The following is a 16,398-nucleotide window of genomic DNA, read 5'->3' as shown; positions in this document are numbered from 1 at the left end:
TGCTAAACTTATATAGGGAAAAGTCCCTATATACGATAAGTTATAAAACTTATTTAACTTCTACTTTTGCACCAGCAGCTTCAAGTTGAGCTTTGATTGCTTCAGCATCAGCTTTAGAAATTCCCTCTTTAATTGTTGAAGGAGTTTGCTCTGCAGCATCTTTTGCTTCTTTTAATCCTAAACCAGTAATCGCTCTAATTTCTTTAATTACATTGATTTTTTTATCTCCTGAATCAACAATAATTACATCAAATTCAGTTTTTTCTTCAGCAGCTTCAACTGCAACTGCAGCACCAGCAACTGCTACAGGTTGTGCAGATACTCCAAATTTTTCTTCAAATTCTTTTACTAATTCTGATAATTCTAATACAGATAAACCAGAAATAAATTCTAAAACGTCTTCTTTAGAAATTGCCATTTTCTATCCTTTTTATTTTTTTAATTTAATATATTTTTAGCTTAAAATTAAGCAGCCTCTTCTTCTTTTTTTCTTCTAAGAGCATCAAGACCAATAGTAAAGTTTCTAACAGGTCCCATCCATACAGATGCAAGCATTCCAAGAAGTTCTTCTCTTGATGGTAATTTAGCAAATGCATTAACTCTAGTAGCATCGCAAATTTCACCTTCAATAATTCCTGATTTAATAGAGAATTTATCTTTTGTAGTAGTTGCAAATTTATCAGCTACTTTACAAGCTGAAATTTGATCATCAGACCATAAGTAGATGTTTGTTCCACTTAAATCAATATCTCCTAAATCAGCAGATTTAACAGCTTTAGTTACTAATGTATTTTTTACAACTTGAACTTTAGTATTGTTTGCTCTTGCATCTTTTCTTAAAGTTTCTAATTCTTTATGAGTAAGACCTTTATAGTCACAAACAACAACTGCTAAAGAGTTTTTAAACTCAGCTGCTAAAAAATCAATAATTTCTGATTTTTCTTGTCTAGTCATTATATTTTCCTCCTTTCAAAACATCATCCTAGGCGGGACTTACAAAAGAACGAGGAGTTCTTTTACCAGCTGTCTTCAGTTTTATTTCAGTGCTTTGAACACTCAAAAATAGTGAACAATTTCAATATTCTTGAATGCAAAAAAATTAGATAAGGAAACCCTTATCTAATCTCTAATAATTCCATATTATCTAAAATAACTGATGGACTCATTGTTAAGCTAATTGCTGCATTAGTAATATATCTTCCTTTTGCAGTTGAAGGTTTCGCTTTATTGATAGCCCCGATAAATGCTTCAGCATTCTCTTTAATAGCTTCTGCAGAGAATGAAACTTTTCCAATAGCTGCTTGCATATTACCTTTTTTATCAACTCTATAAGTTACTTGACCACCTTTAGCATCATTAACTGCTTTTGTAACATCCATTGTAACTGTTCCAGTTTTTGGATTTGGCATTAAACCTTTTGGTCCAAGAATTCTTCCAACTTTACCAACAATCCCCATACAATCAGGAGTTGCAATTAAAACATCAAAGTTGATTTTTCCAGCTTGGATATCATCAGCTAAATCATCATTCCCAACAATATCAGCACCTGCAGCTTTTGCTTCATCCATTTTTACACCTTTAGCAAAAACAGCAACTCTTACAGTTTTTCCTGTACCATTTGGAAGAACAACAGCTCCTCTAATCATTTGATCTGCATGTCTTGGATCAACATTTAAATTAAGTGCAATTTCAACACTCTCATCAAATTTAGCAGATTTTAAATCTCTTACTAAATTACAAGCATCAGCTAAAGAGTATTTTCTATCTTCAACTTTTGCACTTAACGCTTTATATCTTTTTGAAACTTTTGCCATTTTATTCTCCGCAATTTTATTTTTTTGCTTCCACTAATATTTATAAAGGCTAGTGGTTATACCTTAATATAAAACAGAATTATAATTCTGTATCAATTCCTATAGATCTTGCACTTCCAGCTACAATTTTTGCAGCAACTTCTCTATCATCAGTATTTAAATCTTTGATTTTCATATCAACGATTTCCATAATTTGATCTTTAGTAAGCTTTCCAATTTTTTGTTTAAGTGGATTGCTACTCCCTTTTTTAATTCCTGAAATTTTTTTAATAAGTTCAGTCATTGGCGGTTGTTTTACTTCGAAAGTAAAGCTTTTATCTGTATAAATTGTAAGAACAACTGGTAATCTATAACCAGCTTTATCTTTTGTTTTTTCGTTAAATGCTTTACAAAATTCCATAATGTTAACACCTCTTTGCCCAAGAGCTGGTCCAACTGGAGGTGATGGGTTTGCTGCACCTGCAGGTATTTGTAATTTTAAATATCCTTGAACTTTTTTAGCCATATTGCTATTCCTTTAAAAATTATAATGATTTTAATGATTAGACATTAGGCAAAAAAACTAAGTTGAAGCAAGTTTCTTTGCCTAATGCCTAAATTAAAAATTTAAACTATTCTCTCAACTTGTGTATAAGAGATTTCAACTGGAGTATTTCTTCCAAATATAGATACATTCAATTTTAATAATCCAGAAACTAAATCAAAACTTTCAACTATTCCATTGAAGTTTGCAAATGGTCCCTCATTTATTCTTACCATCTCTCCTTCATCAAAAGAGATTTTAGGTTTTGCAGCTGCTTTATTTTTTGCTTTTTCTAAAATAAGATTTATATCTTTATCACTTAAAGCTGTTGGCTTTTTAGACTCACCAATAAATCTTCCAACTTTTGGCATTGATTGTATTCTATGCCATAAAGCAGTATCCAAATCAATTTTTGCAAAAGCATATGCAGGATACAAAGGTCTTTCTATAATAGTTTTTTTACCTTTTTTTACTTCAATTAAATCTTCAGTTGGTACTAATACTTCAGCAATTCTATCATCAGCCATCTCATCTGCTAGTTTTAACATAGCTTTTTTAACAGATAATTCGCTTCCTGAATATGTCTGAATTGCATACCATTTATGTGCCATTTTTTATTCCTTATTTAATTACTGAAGATAGAGTAAAAGACATTGCTCCATCAATCATAGCAAGATACAAAGCTATTACTGTAACAACAATAAATACAGATATATAAGCCGTTCTTATTTGTGATTTTACTGGAAATATAACCTTAGCTAATTCTGATTTTACATTATTTATATAGCTACTAGCCTTGCTCATATCTTTCTCCATTTTAAACTTTAAATCTAAATTTTTTAAAAAAATTTTAATAAAATCTCTTTAAAAAACTTTAATAGTGGCAGGCCAGGAGGGACTCGAACCCCCAGCACTCGGATTTGGAATCCGATGCTCTACCATTGGAGCTACTAGCCTACAAAAGCTTGAGAGAAATCTCTCTCAAGCAAAATTGTTCTTAAGATTTTAACTTCACTTCTTTATGAGTAGTGTGTTTTTTCAATCTTGGACAATATTTTCTAACTTCAAACTTTTCAGTATGAGTTTTTGGATTTTTCCAAGTAGTGTAGTTAATATCACCACTCTCTTGGCATTTTAATCCTATTTTAATTCTTATTGCTGCCATTAAGAATCCTTATTTGATGATTTCTGAAATAACTCCAGCACCAACAGTTCTTCCACCTTCTCTAATAGCGAACTTTGTTCCTTTTTCAAGAGCAATTGGAGCAACTAAAGTAACAGTCATCTCAACATTATCACCTGGCATAACCATTTCAGTACCTTCATTTAATACACAAGAACCTGTAACGTCTGTTGTTCTAACATAGAATTGTGGTCTATATCCACTAAAGAATGGAGTATGTCTTCCACCTTCTTCTTTTGAAAGAATATAAACTTCACATTTAAATTCTGTATGAGGTTTAATTGTTCCTGGCTTACAAAGAACTTGTCCTCTTTCAACCTCTTCTTTTTTAACACCTCTTAAAAGAATACCACAGTTATCTCCAGCTTGACCTTGATCCATCTCTTTTCTGAACATTTCAACACCAGTAACAGTAGTTTTTCTAGTATCTCCAAATCCAACGATTTCGATCTCTTCACCAACTTTGATAGTTCCAAGTTCAATTCTTCCAGTAACAACTGTTCCTCTTCCTGAAATTGAGAATACATCTTCAACAGGCATTAAGAATGGTTTGTCTGTATCTCTTTCTGGAGTTGGAATGTAAGAATCAACTGCATCCATTAATGCAACAATTTTTTCTCCCCATGGTCCAACTGAACCTTTTTTAGCTTCTTCTAAAGCTTGGAATGCAGAACCAGCAACGATTGGAGTATCATCACCTGGAAAATCATAAGTAGAAAGCAACTCTCTAATTTCCATTTCAACTAACTCTAACATCTCATCTTTATCAGATGGATCTAATTGATCTTCTTTATTTAAGAATACAACAATATATGGAACCCCAACTTGTTTTGAAAGAAGGATGTGCTCTCTTGTTTGAGCCATTGGTCCATCTGTTGAAGCGATAACTAAAATAGCTCCATCCATTTGAGCAGCACCAGTAATCATGTTTTTAACATAATCCGCGTGACCTGGACAATCTACGTGAGCATAGTGTCTTTTATCAGTTTCATACTCAATATGAGAAGTAGCAATAGTAATTCCTCTTTCTCTCTCTTCTGGAGCATTATCGATTTGATCGTAATCTCTCATCTCTCCACCATATTTTAAAGCTAATACAGCTGAAATTGCAGCAGTTGTAGTAGTTTTACCGTGGTCAACGTGACCGATTGTACCGATATTTACGTGCGGTTTATTTCTTGAAAACTTTTCTTTTGCCATAGGATTTCCCCTTCTAAATTTATTTTATTTTGCTTAATTGCCCTCTGAGTAGATAAGCCAATAAGGGCTTCTCTATTCAGAGGGGATTTGTTTTCACAAATTGTGATGAGTATTATATTAATAAAATACTAAAAATTAAATTAATTGGGAGTATAAATTGTAGAGTTATAAAAAATAATGTGCAATTATAACTCAGCTCCCAGTAATCAATAAAAATGGAGCGGGAGACGAGACTCGAACTCGCGACAGTCTGCTTGGAAGGCAGAAGCTCTAGCCAACTGAGCTACTCCCGCAACATTTGCGTGGTGGTGAGAGAAGGATTTGAACCTTCGAAGCCGTAGGCGGCGGATTTACAGTCCGCAGGATTTGACCACTCTCCAACCTCACCATATAAAAATTATTGCTCTGGTCAAGCGCTGTTTTTTTAAACTTACGCACGACTAAAAAAATGGAGCTGGTGAAGGGAGTCGAACCCCCGACCTGCTGATTACAAATCAGCTGCTCTAGCCAACTGAGCTACACCAGCATCCATAAAATCAAAATGGTGGCTCGAGACAGAATCGAACTGTCGACACAAGGATTTTCAATCCTTTGCTCTACCGACTGAGCTATCGAGCCACTTCAAATTGGAGTGAGATTATACAGTTGAATTTATTAATATTAACTTAAATTTCTCACAAACTTTTTAAATTCATCTCCTCTATGAGCATAAGATTTAAATTGATCAAGAGATGCTGCAGCTGGAGAAAGTATTCCTATACTATTTTCTTTTAGATTTTTATCTATATTTTTAACTGCTTCTTCTAAATATTCACACTTTACACAAGATATTTTAAACTCTTCGCAGTAATTTAAAACTCTTTGAGTATTACTACCTATTGCATAAATCACAATATCTAAATTTTTTATATTTTCAAAAAGAGGTTTTAAACTTGCACCCTTATCATCACCACCAATAATAATGTGTATGTTTTTATCTTTATATGGAACTAATGCATTTATTGTTGCATCATAATTTGTAGCTTTACTATCATCAATCCATAATCTATTTTTACTATCTCTAAACTCTTCAACTTTGTGTTTATCAATCTTATAAGAGTTAATTAAATCATAATCTACATCACCAAAAATTATCTTTCTTGAAACCATTGCCATTATAGCATCAAGTAAGAATGGTTCATTGAACTTTATTTTACTCTTATCAATTTTAAAATGATTACATAAATCATCACTTGAATTATAATAAATTGTATATGCAGATGTTTTGAAATCTTTATATAAAGCTGGGATAATAGCAATATCTGTTTCATTCATAAGTTCTAAAGGTTTTAATTTTGCTTTTTTATATTCATCAAAACTTCCATGCCAAGTTATATGATCTTCTGTTATTGGTAAAAGAATATAGATATTTGGTTTTGCTTTATTTGTATAGTGAAGTGTAAATGATGATGTTTCTAGTATCCAAATTTTCTTATCTTTATTTAATCCACTTAAAGGTACACCAATATTTCCACCATAACAAGAATCAAATTTTTCAAGCAGATATTGACACATTTGTGTTGTTGTAGTTTTTCCATTTGTTCCACTAATCCAAATAGTAAAAGGCATTTCATCATAAAATAGATCATAATCACTAATAATATTTTTTGAAGAAAGAACAAGCTTATTATGTGGAGGCATTCCAGGGCTTACAACAGTTAAATCATTTGAATTTTTATCAAAAGATTCTAAATCATTATCATCATATAAAGTAGCATCTGGAAATCTTTTTTTCAAAGCAAGTGCTGTTTTACCTTTTCCTAAGATTCTTAAATTTTGCATTTTTATCTCAACTTTAAACTTAATAGTGCAACAAGATTTGCCATAAAAGATATTATCCAAAATCGCACTATTATTTTATTCTCTTTCCAACCTTTTTGTTCAAAATGGTGATGAATAGGAGCCATTAAAAAAACTCTTTTTTGTCTTAATTTATATGAACCAACTTGTAACATAACGGAAACGGTCTCTAAAACAAAGATAAATCCAATAGCTATAAGTAAAATTTCAGATTTTGCAACAATTGCTAAGTATCCCATAAATGCACCTAAAGGTAAAGAACCACTATCTCCCATAAAAACTTCTGCAGGATAAGCATTAAACCACAAAAATCCAATTAAAGCACCAATAATTGCAGCTCCCATAATTGCTAACTCTCCAGCTATACTAATATTTGGCATTAATAAATAGTTAGCAAAACCAATATGTCCAACAACATAAACCAAAATTGACAAAGTAGAAAATGCTAGTATTGATGGAACAGTTGCTAAACCATCAAGACCATCTGTAAGATTTACAGCATTTGAAGAACCAACAATTATAAACATCCAAAACACAATAGCTAAAATTCCCATTTCAAATATAGGAAATTTGTAAAATGGTATATACAAATCGCTCGTATGTCCAAGATAAAATATTAGTGCTACAACAAATCCAGCACTTATAAACTGTAAAAAAAGTTTCATTCTTGCACTAAGCCCTGCACTATTTTTTGCTTTTAAAATTTTTGATAAATCATCTTTTATACCAATTAATGAGAACAAAGCAAGAGTCAAAAGCCCTCCAACGATATAAAAGTTGTTTAATTTTGCTGTTAGAATTGTTGCAATAATTGTAGAAAATATAAAGACAACTCCACCCATAGTAGGAGTTCCTGCTTTTGCTTGATGCGCTTGTGGAGCTAGTTCATAGATAGGTTGTGAAGCTTTTTTGCTTTTTGCCCAACTTATAAATTTTGGCATTAGATACATTGTAAAAACAAAAGCTAAAAAGAAGCTAATTCCTGCACGAACTGAAATATATTGAAAAATGTTTATTTCTAAATGTCTGTAGAGCCAATAAAACAAAATTAAACCTTAGATTTGATAAAATATTGTGAGATTATATAATATTTAAGTTTTTAAAAGGTTTAAACAAAATGAGTAAAAAAACAGTTTTAATTATAACAGATGGTATTGGACACAATAGTTCTTGCAATTTCAATGCCTTTTGTAATGCAAAAAAAACAACATATGATTATCTTTTTTCAAATGTACCTTATAGCTTAATTCACACCTATGGAGAGTATGTTGGATTACCAGATAATCAAATGGGAAATAGTGAAGTTGGACATATGACTATTGGAAGTGGAAGAGTTTTATATCAAGATTTAGTAAAAATACATTTAGCTATCAAAAATGATACACTTAAAGATAATGTTATTGTAAAAAATACAATTGAAAAATCAAACAATATTCATCTAATTGGACTTACTAGTGATGGAGGGGTTCACTCTCATATTGATCACATTATTGCACTGGCAAAAATAGCCCAAAATAAAAATAAAAAAGTTTGGCTTCATCTTATAACTGACGGAAGAGATGTTGCGCCTGATTGCGCAAAAATCTATATTGAAAAAGTTATAAATATATGCAATGAGAATATAAAAATTGCAACAATTGGTGGAAGATATTATGGAATGGATAGAGATAATAGATGGGATAGAGTAGAACTTGCTTATAATGCAATTGCAAATGCAACTCCTAAAACTAAAGATAATATTTTAGATTTTATAGATAACTCTTACAAAAATGAGATATTTGATGAGTTTTTAATTCCAACTGCGCTAGATGGTTATGATGGAATTAAAGATGGTGATGGAGTTATTTTTTGTAATTTTAGAAGCGATAGAGCAAGAGAGCTTTCAAGTCTGTTTGCGAAAAATGATTTTAAAGAGTTTGAGAAAAAAACATTAAATGTTCAAATTGCAAGTATGACTCAGTATGATAAAAATATTCCAATTCCTGTAATATTTGAAAAAGATAATCCAACAAATACTTTAGCACAAGTTATTTCAGATGCTGGTTTATCTCAACTTCATACAGCAGAAACTGAAAAATATGCTCATGTAACATTTTTCTTTAATGGTGGAGTTGAAGAGCCATTTTTAAATGAAACAAGAGTTTTAATACCTTCACCAAATGTTGCAACTTATGATTTACAACCAGAGATGTCAGCTCCAAAAGTAGGAGAAGCTGTAAGAACTGCTATGAAAAATCAAACTGATTTTATTGTTGTAAACTTTGCAAACGGTGATATGGTTGGTCATACAGGAGTTTATGAAGCGGCTATTAAAGCTGTTGAAGCTGTTGATTATGAACTTGGACTTATTTTAGAAGAGGCAAAAAAAGAGAACTATAATATAGTATTAACATCTGACCATGGAAATTGTGAGATGATGAGAGATGAGAATGGAAATACTCTTACAAACCATACAGTAGGAGATGTTTACTGTTTTGTGATTGCACCAAATGTTAAAGAGGTAAAAACTGGAAGTTTAAATAACATTGCACCAACAGTTTTAAAACTTATGGGACTTGATATACCAAAAGAGATGGATGAACCACTAATTTGATAGATATAAAAGAGTTAAAAATTAGTTTCAATAATAAAAGCTTAGTTGATATTGCTTTTACTATAAAAAGTTCAACAGCTCTAATAGGAGAGAGTGGAAGTGGAAAATCACTTACACTAAAAGCTATCTTAAATCTCCTATCTAGTTCATTAGAGGTAAAGAAAAATATAAGTAGTGATTTTGAATTGAGTTTTGATACGATTGGGTTTATTCCTCAAAATCCTTTTACATCATTATCTTCTATGACAAAGATAAAAAATCAGATTTTCTGTAGTGATGAAAAAAAAGAAGAGGTTTTTAAACTTTTAGATTTACCTTTAGAAATTTTAGAAAAATATCCTTCACAAATAAGTGGAGGACAAACGCAAAGAGTTGTAATTGCAATAGCTCTAAGCCGTGATATAAAACTTCTTTTACTTGATGAACCAACAACTGCACTTGATTTTGAAAATAAAACAAATATTATAAATATTGTAAAAGATTTAAAAGATAAGCTAAATATTAATATACTTTTTGTAACTCACGATATTGAATCAATCAAAGATATTTGTGATGATATTGTTATTATAAAAAATGGATATGTTGTTGAATTTGGGAAAACTCAAGAAGTTTTAAATAACCCACAAAATGAATATACGAAAAAGCTTTTAAACTCAAGCTTTAAAAACAAAAAATTTAGGAATTAAAAGATGTTAAAATTTTTAACAAAAGCGATAATATTTTTAGGAGTAATTGTTGGAGCTATTACTTTTGTATATCTATACGATTTATATCAAGAGATAAAAGATGATATTGATAGTGTTGTAAACTACAATCCAAAACAAAGTACACAATTTTTTGATAAAAATGGGAAACTTTTGGCAAATACTTTTAAAGATGAAAATAGAGAGTATGTAAACTATGACGATATTCCAGCAAGGGTAATAGAAGGACTTGTTGCTATTGAAGATACTCAGTTTTTTGAACATTTTGGAGTAAATCCAGATGCAATTAGCAGAGCTGTTATAAAAAATATTCAATCAGGTGGATATAGCGAAGGAGCTAGTACTCTTACTCAGCAACTTATAAAAGTTTTACTTTTAAGTAGAGAAAAAAAGATTATAAGAAAAGTAAAAGAGGCTTTATTGGCTATACGACTTGAAACAGTTCTTACAAAAGAGGAGATTTTAGAGAGATATTTAAATCATGTATATTTTGGACATGGTTATTATGGTGTAAAAACTGCTGCAAAAGGTTATTTTAAAAAGAATCTATATGAATTAACTTTAAAAGAGATAGCTATTTTAGTTGGACTTCCAAGAGCTCCTAGTTTTTATGACCCAACAAAAAATCTTCAAGTTTCACTTGCAAGGGCAAATCAAGTTATAACAAGAATGCATACTTTAGGTTGGATTAATAATGAACAATTTGAAGAGTCAATAAACGAAACTCCAACTATTTATAACCAGACTTTAACTCAAAATATAGCTCCATATGCTATTGATTATGCTGTTAGTGAGCTTGTAAATGATATTCCTGATATTTTATATGGTGGATACAAAGTATATTTAACAATAGATTTAGAGACTCAAGAAATTGCAAATGCTGCTATAAAAAAAGCATACGATGAAGCTATGCAAAGAGATAAAAATATAAGAGATGGTTCAAAAAATCCAGATAATGATGCATTTACAAAAGAGCTAAATGCAGCAATGCTTACTTTAGAAAGTAGCACTGGAAGAATTTTGGCAATGGTTGGTGGAGTTAATTATAATCAATCAGTATTTAATAGAGCTTTCCAATCAAAAAGACAAGCAGGAAGTGCAATAAAACCATTTTTATATCAAACTGCTTTAAATGAAGGTTATAATCCAGCTAGTCAGCTTTTTGATATAGGAAGGACATATACATATACTGTTAATGGGCAACAAAAGAAATGGCAACCAAAAAATTATGGTGGAAACTTTCAAGGAATTGTAAGTCTTAGAGACTCTCTTGTTCAATCAAGAAATTTATCAACACTAAACTTAGTAACAGATGTTGGAGTAAATACTACTACGGATGATTTAAAAAGATATGGATTTAAAGATATAGTTGATAACTTATCTGTAACTTTAGGTTCAATGAGTGTAAATTTAATAGAGTTTAGTCAAGCTTATACAATTTTTTCAAACAATGGAGTACAAGTAAAACCATATATTGTGGAACAAATTGTAAATAAAGATGGAAAAAGTGTAACTTTTGAACCTCAAAGAAAAGAGCTTAATCCTCCTGAACAATCATATTTAATTACTTCAATTTTAAAAGATGTTGTAACAAAAGGAACAGGAAGAAGAGCAGCAGTTGATGGTATAGAACTAGCTGGAAAAACAGGTACAACTAATGATAATATAGATGCTTGGTTTTGTGGTTATTCTCCATCTATTCAAACTATTGTTTGGTTTGGAAATGATAATAATACACCAATGAGAAGAGCAGAAACAGGAAGTACAATAGCAGCTCCAGCATTTTCATATTTTTTCAAAAAATATCTTGAGATTCATCCTGAAATACCAAGAACTTTTACAAAACCAAACAATGTTTATAGTGGCGAATTTATGGGTAAAGAAGAACTTTATACAGATATATCACCACTTCCTGATATAGATTCTCAAATCATTATAGACCAAACATCTCCAGATGGAAATAGTATGGAATTTTAATATCTTTTTTTATAAATCAAATCTATACTTTGGGTCTTTTCCATAAGACCCAACTCCAAGTTCCAAAGTTTTGTAAGCTCTCTTAAAAAAATTAACTCTCCATTTGTAGCTTTGTTTTTAATTATAATTTGATTTTTTTCTCCTATTTTTTTACCAACTGTTGTCTCTATATATTGAGTTTTTGGATCATAATCAAAGTGTAATATATCAATTCCTAACTCTTTTACATAATCTTTTGATAACTCATTTAATATAAATAAAGAAGCTTGTGCCTCTTTATTTTGTTCATTCATCGAACTATTTGAAAATTTTGTTCCAAAAATTAAATAAGACAAAATATCTTTTGAGTTCATAGATGGATTTGATTTTAAGTTTAATCTAGGATTTTCCATATTCCCTGTAATATCAATAAAAATCTCTACATTATCAATTTTTGTATTTGCTTTAATATCCAAAATAGGGTTTATAGTTTCTAAACCTCTAAATTGTAAATTTGAATTCTCTATTTTATATGTTTTTCCAAGTTGACTAAAAACTCCATTTATATTTGCAACTCTTCCAAAAATTCTTAAATCTTCTTCAAACTCTTTTTTAATTTGTAAATCAGCATCTAATTTTAATTCTATATTTTTTGTAATATATTTAATCTCTTTTGAGATAATTTTTAAATCAAGTGCAATATTTTTGGTAAAAAAATCTTTTTTTATCTCATTATCTCCAATATTTACAATAATTATATCTCTATCGTTACTAATATTTAAAGCTGGAATATTATAAGAACTTACTAATTTATTTGGATTTACAAAGCCAGATATATAGATTTTACTATTTTCGTTAATATTAATATCCACATTAGAATTTATAAATCCTTTTCCATACAAAAGGTGCTCTACAAAAAAATCTTTTGTAGTTATATTTAAAATCAAATCTTTCTTATCTTTTGAACTATTTATAGTGATATTTTCAAACTCAAAGTTTGAAGAAAAATTTGATATATTAAAAAAAGCCTTTTTTAATAATGTAAATTTTTTATTAAAATTTATATCATATATCTTATTTATATGAAAATCTATCTTATCAAAAAGAACTCTATCCTCTTCAAAATTTCCTTTTATATCTATATTTTCTATATTTTGATTAAGAAAAGAAATTTTAGGGCTTAAAATATCAAAATTAACTCTATTTTTTAAGATTTCTAAATTAATATTTGCCAAACCAAAAAGATTTAAATCTGGAATTTCTAAAATCTTTTTTAACTCTTTTTCAAATAAATTAAGCTCTTTTATATCTGTTTTTATATTTAAAGCTTCAGAATTTTTATTTAAAATTGATTTAAAAGATATATTTTCGAACTTTGCTTCAAGATTACTATTTTTATTTTTTACTTCAAGATCTATATTAAAACTATCATTTACAATAGTATTTGATTTTAAAGTAAGATTATCTTCAAACTCTCCTTTTATATTTGAGCTTATCTTTGAAATTTTTATATTGTTATCTAATTTATAAATATTGTTTGGATTTAAATTTTTTATATTAAAATCAAATATAATTTTTTTAAGATTTTTTGTATTTAAATTCATATTTATATACTTTGAGTTTAAATCCATATTCAAAAAGTTTTTTTTGTAACTAGAGTTTATATTAATATTTCCAAACTCTTTTAAATTAAAATTTTCGTATTTCAAACTTTCAATAACAGATTTTGAATTTAAAGATAAATTTTCAAAATCATCTAAATTTAACTTTAAATCCAAATTCGATTTTTTATTTGCATAATTAGTAAAAATATCAAAATTAGAAACAATCTCTATATTTTTATTATCTATTTTTGCAACTCCATTTAAATTTGAACTATCTATTTTTAAAAGAAAATCATCTATTTTTATAGAGTTTGATTCTAAAATATTTTTAAATTCTATATGTTTTAAATCTCCTATAAAATTTGATTTTATATTTAAATCTTTTTCTAAAGATTTATAAATACTCTTTTTTATAGTTGTGTAAAAATTTGCTTGAAATTTTAAACTATCTAAATCATTATTTAAAAGATTGGCTTTTGCATCTAGCTTTGTAAAAATTTGTTCATAATTTAAGTTAGATGTTAAACTTGAAATATCAAGATTTGAATTTTTAATATCATAATTTCCTATAAGTTTTATATCTTTTATATCAATATTCTCTTTTAAATTTAAAACCTTTAAATCATCACTTTTTATAGAGAAACTAACTTTTTCTAAATCTCCAGTTGCATCTAAATCTATTTTTGATTTTGCATACTCTTTTAAATCAATATTTGAGTTAAGTTTATATATATTATTTTCAATTTGCATATTTGCTTCAATATTTGCTAAATTTGATTTGATTTTTGCAAATAGAATGGCACTTATTTTATCTTTTAGATTTGAGTTTATATTTTTAGCATTTAAAACTATCTCATCTATTTTTTGATTTTCATATGAAAAATTATACATTGAGAGTTCAAGATTTTTTATGACTAAAGAAAAAGGAAATTCAAAACTACTATTTTCATTTTGAGTTTCATTGCTCTCTTTTATGAATGAAATTAATTTATCTTCTATTGTTATATTTTCTACTTTTAAAAGAGATATATTTATCTCTTTTAAAAGTGAAATAATATTTGGTTTTAGATATATAGTTTTTGCTTTTATCATATCATCGTAGTTTAAATCATATATTTTAATACCTTCATAGATGCTTCCATCTACTTTACTATATTTTATAGGAAATTCAACACTAAGATAGTTAAATATTTTTTGTGTCACATCTTTTGATGTAATAAGATATAAAAATGCTACTAAACATAAAGATATTATTGTAAAAAATAGATATTTTAAAGCTTTTAAAATTATCAAAATACTTGCCCTATTCCTATATGAAATACAAATCCACCATCATCTTTTGGGAAACCAAAATCAACTCTAAATGGACCAATTGGAGTATAATATCTAGCACCAAAACCAAAAGAGTTGTAGAATTTATCATTAAAATTATTTGACTCTAAACTAAGAATTGTAGAGTCAAAAAAAGTAACAATACCAATATTTTTATAAATATTATACTCAAATTCCAAACTACTATCTATCATACTAAGCCCACCATATGGATTGTCATCACTATCTTTTACACCAACTTTTTCGTAAGCATATCCTCTATTACTATATGCACCTCCAGCAAAAAAGTGTTTAAAAATAGGCAAATCTCTATCAAGAGTACCTATTTTTGTTTTAAAAGAAGCAGTAAGATTATCAAAAGTTTTAATATATTTTAAATCAGAAACAGTTTTTAAATAATCATACTCACTTCCTATAAATTTTGATCCATCTTCAATATAAAAAGATAAAAAATATCCATCTTTAGGATTTAAACTATCATCTCTTCTATCTAATTTAATCTCATAAAACAAAGAGTTTAAAAGATAAGTTCCACTTTTGTACTCTTTTAAATCTGATTTAATCGTAGAATGCTCAGCTAAAAATCCAACACTATTTGGTAAAGTGAAAATCTCTTTTGAAAAAGTTAATTTATTTTCTATCTTCTTTTGAGAATAACTTGTATAATCCATATTTTCATACGAAATATCATTATTTAAAGAGATATTATCTTTTATAAAGTATGGATCAAAGATATTATTATAAAGTTCATAACCTTCACTATTTACCTTTGTTCCAATAGTAAACTGTTTTAAATCTCCTAAAAAATTCTCATTTTTATGTTGAGCTTTAAATCTAAATTTTTTATCAGTGTCATAACCAAACCCAAAACTGTTTTCTTTAAAAAAGCCCTCTTCTAATTTTATATTTACAGGAATAAAATCACTATTTGAATTAAAATTTGGTTCAACTATAATAGTTTTATAAATCCCAAAGTTATATAGATTTTCATAAGTTTTATCAAGAAGTCTAGAATTATAAATATCTCCTTTTTTAAACTCTATATGCTTTTGTAAAAGCTCTTGACTAAGATTTGCACTATTTTGAATATTGATATCACCAAAATATTGAAGCTTGTTTTTTGTTATTATGTAAATTAACTCAACTTTGTACTCATCCAAATTTACGTAAGCTTTGGCATTTATATCTGCTTTTGCATAGCCATTTTCATTTAAATATTTTCTTATATTTTTTTTTGATTCACTAAATTTAGAAGATATAAAAACCTCATCTTTTGTAAAATTTACAAATTTTTTATACTCATCTTCTACTTTTATATATGAAACTTTTATTGATTCATTTCTAAATATATTTATTGTCGCAATATCATTTTTAATCTCGTAATCAATTTTGGCTCTATAAAAACCTAAGCTTTGTGAATACTCTTTTAATAATTCACTACAATTTTCTATATCTTTAGAAGTAAAAGTTGGATTTTTTTTCCAAATTTTATAAATCTCTGGATATGAAAAACCACATATAGTATCAAGGTTTGATTTAGAAAAATCGCCTAAAACTAAATCTATATCGCCTTTATACTCAATAGTTTTTATATCACTTGCAAAAGAGTTTAAAAATAGTATTGAAATAATTATAAATATTTTAAACAAT

General features: G+C 28.1%; 15 protein-coding genes and 5 tRNA genes. 3 read left to right on the top strand and 17 right to left on the bottom strand.

Annotated elements, in window-relative coordinates:
- Window positions 1-49: 49 nt before the first annotated feature.
- The 15 genes from rplL to mraY form a co-directional block, all read right to left on the bottom strand.
- On the bottom strand, window positions 50-418 hold the full coding sequence (gene rplL / locus AC5LG6_RS04935; RefSeq protein ID WP_024775585.1) for a 50S ribosomal protein L7/L12: 369 nt from the start codon (window positions 416-418) through the stop codon (window positions 50-52).
- Window positions 419-465: 47 nt separating this feature from the next.
- Window positions 466-954, bottom strand: a complete 489-nt coding sequence (gene rplJ, locus AC5LG6_RS04930; RefSeq protein WP_066359810.1) for a 50S ribosomal protein L10 — start codon at window positions 952-954, stop codon at window positions 466-468.
- A gap of 161 nt (window positions 955-1,115) precedes the next feature.
- Window positions 1,116-1,814, bottom strand: coding sequence for a 50S ribosomal protein L1 (rplA, locus tag AC5LG6_RS04925; RefSeq protein ID WP_066219081.1), 699 nt, complete (start codon window positions 1,812-1,814; stop codon window positions 1,116-1,118).
- 79 nt (window positions 1,815-1,893) lie between these two features.
- Window positions 1,894-2,319, bottom strand: coding sequence for a 50S ribosomal protein L11 (gene rplK, locus AC5LG6_RS04920; RefSeq protein ID WP_066154894.1), 426 nt, complete (start codon window positions 2,317-2,319; stop codon window positions 1,894-1,896).
- 101 nt (window positions 2,320-2,420) lie between these two features.
- Window positions 2,421-2,948, bottom strand: coding sequence for a transcription termination/antitermination protein NusG (gene nusG / locus AC5LG6_RS04915; RefSeq protein ID WP_066219079.1), 528 nt, complete (start codon window positions 2,946-2,948; stop codon window positions 2,421-2,423).
- A gap of 10 nt (window positions 2,949-2,958) precedes the next feature.
- A complete protein-coding gene (gene secE, locus AC5LG6_RS04910; protein WP_066219152.1) occupies window positions 2,959-3,141 on the bottom strand; it encodes a preprotein translocase subunit SecE in 183 nt (60 codons plus the stop codon).
- Window positions 3,142-3,218: 77 nt separating this feature from the next.
- Window positions 3,219-3,294 (bottom strand) — tRNA-Trp (locus AC5LG6_RS04905).
- Window positions 3,295-3,334: 40 nt separating this feature from the next.
- Entirely contained in the window at window positions 3,335-3,493 is a 159-nt protein-coding gene (rpmG, locus tag AC5LG6_RS04900) for a 50S ribosomal protein L33 (protein ID WP_066154917.1), read from the bottom strand.
- Between the two features lie 18 nt (window positions 3,494-3,511).
- Complete coding sequence (gene tuf / locus AC5LG6_RS04895; RefSeq protein ID WP_260895754.1) at window positions 3,512-4,720, bottom strand: elongation factor Tu; 1,209 nt, start codon at window positions 4,718-4,720, stop codon at window positions 3,512-3,514.
- A gap of 216 nt (window positions 4,721-4,936) precedes the next feature.
- Window positions 4,937-5,013 (bottom strand) — tRNA-Gly (locus tag AC5LG6_RS04890).
- Between the two features lie 10 nt (window positions 5,014-5,023).
- Window positions 5,024-5,108 (bottom strand) — tRNA-Tyr (locus AC5LG6_RS04885).
- Between the two features lie 61 nt (window positions 5,109-5,169).
- Window positions 5,170-5,246 (bottom strand) — tRNA-Thr (locus AC5LG6_RS04880).
- A gap of 16 nt (window positions 5,247-5,262) precedes the next feature.
- Window positions 5,263-5,338, bottom strand: a tRNA-Phe gene (locus tag AC5LG6_RS04875).
- A 42-nt stretch (window positions 5,339-5,380) separates the two neighbouring features.
- Window positions 5,381-6,541 (bottom strand): UDP-N-acetylmuramoyl-L-alanine--D-glutamate ligase, encoded by a 1,161-nt coding sequence (gene murD, locus AC5LG6_RS04870; protein ID WP_498585848.1) that lies wholly within the window; start codon window positions 6,539-6,541, stop codon window positions 5,381-5,383.
- Window positions 6,542-6,543: 2 nt separating this feature from the next.
- Window positions 6,544-7,605, bottom strand: coding sequence for a phospho-N-acetylmuramoyl-pentapeptide-transferase (mraY, locus tag AC5LG6_RS04865; RefSeq protein WP_120985949.1), 1,062 nt, complete (start codon window positions 7,603-7,605; stop codon window positions 6,544-6,546).
- 71 nt (window positions 7,606-7,676) lie between these two features.
- On the opposite strand from mraY, the gene gpmI reads away from it, so the two are divergent.
- Genes gpmI through AC5LG6_RS04850 form a run of 3 tightly spaced genes read left to right on the top strand, consistent with a single transcriptional unit; the run spans window position 7,677 to window position 11,833 of the window.
- Window positions 7,677-9,152, top strand: coding sequence for a 2,3-bisphosphoglycerate-independent phosphoglycerate mutase (gene gpmI / locus AC5LG6_RS04860; RefSeq protein ID WP_498585847.1), 1,476 nt, complete (start codon window positions 7,677-7,679; stop codon window positions 9,150-9,152).
- Window positions 9,149-9,838 carry an ATP-binding cassette domain-containing protein gene (locus tag AC5LG6_RS04855; protein ID WP_120985945.1) on the top strand — a complete coding sequence of 230 codons (690 nt, stop codon included), beginning with the start codon at window positions 9,149-9,151 and terminating at the stop codon, window positions 9,836-9,838. Before gpmI ends, AC5LG6_RS04855 begins: the two co-directional genes overlap by 4 nt.
- 3 nt (window positions 9,839-9,841) lie before the next feature.
- A complete protein-coding gene (locus tag AC5LG6_RS04850) occupies window positions 9,842-11,833 on the top strand; it encodes a transglycosylase domain-containing protein (protein WP_498585846.1) in 1,992 nt (663 codons plus the stop codon).
- On the opposite strand, the gene AC5LG6_RS04845 is transcribed toward AC5LG6_RS04850, so the two are convergent.
- Both AC5LG6_RS04845 and AC5LG6_RS04840 read right to left on the bottom strand, forming a co-directional pair.
- Window positions 11,830-14,709 (bottom strand): translocation/assembly module TamB domain-containing protein, encoded by a 2,880-nt coding sequence (locus tag AC5LG6_RS04845; RefSeq protein WP_498585845.1) that lies wholly within the window; start codon window positions 14,707-14,709, stop codon window positions 11,830-11,832. The two genes, AC5LG6_RS04850 and AC5LG6_RS04845, sit on opposite strands and share 4 nt — an antisense overlap.
- Window positions 14,706-16,397 carry an autotransporter assembly complex protein TamA gene (locus AC5LG6_RS04840; protein WP_498585844.1) on the bottom strand — a complete coding sequence of 564 codons (1,692 nt, stop codon included), beginning with the start codon at window positions 16,395-16,397 and terminating at the stop codon, window positions 14,706-14,708. The genes AC5LG6_RS04845 and AC5LG6_RS04840 overlap by 4 nt, the downstream gene beginning before the upstream one ends.
- Window position 16,398: the final 1 nt, after the last annotated feature.

The sequence above is a fragment of the Arcobacter thermotolerans genome (genome assembly GCF_983172305.1).
The sequence above is the reverse complement of the archived record's forward strand: the minus strand, read 5'-3'. Positions and strand labels throughout refer to the sequence as shown.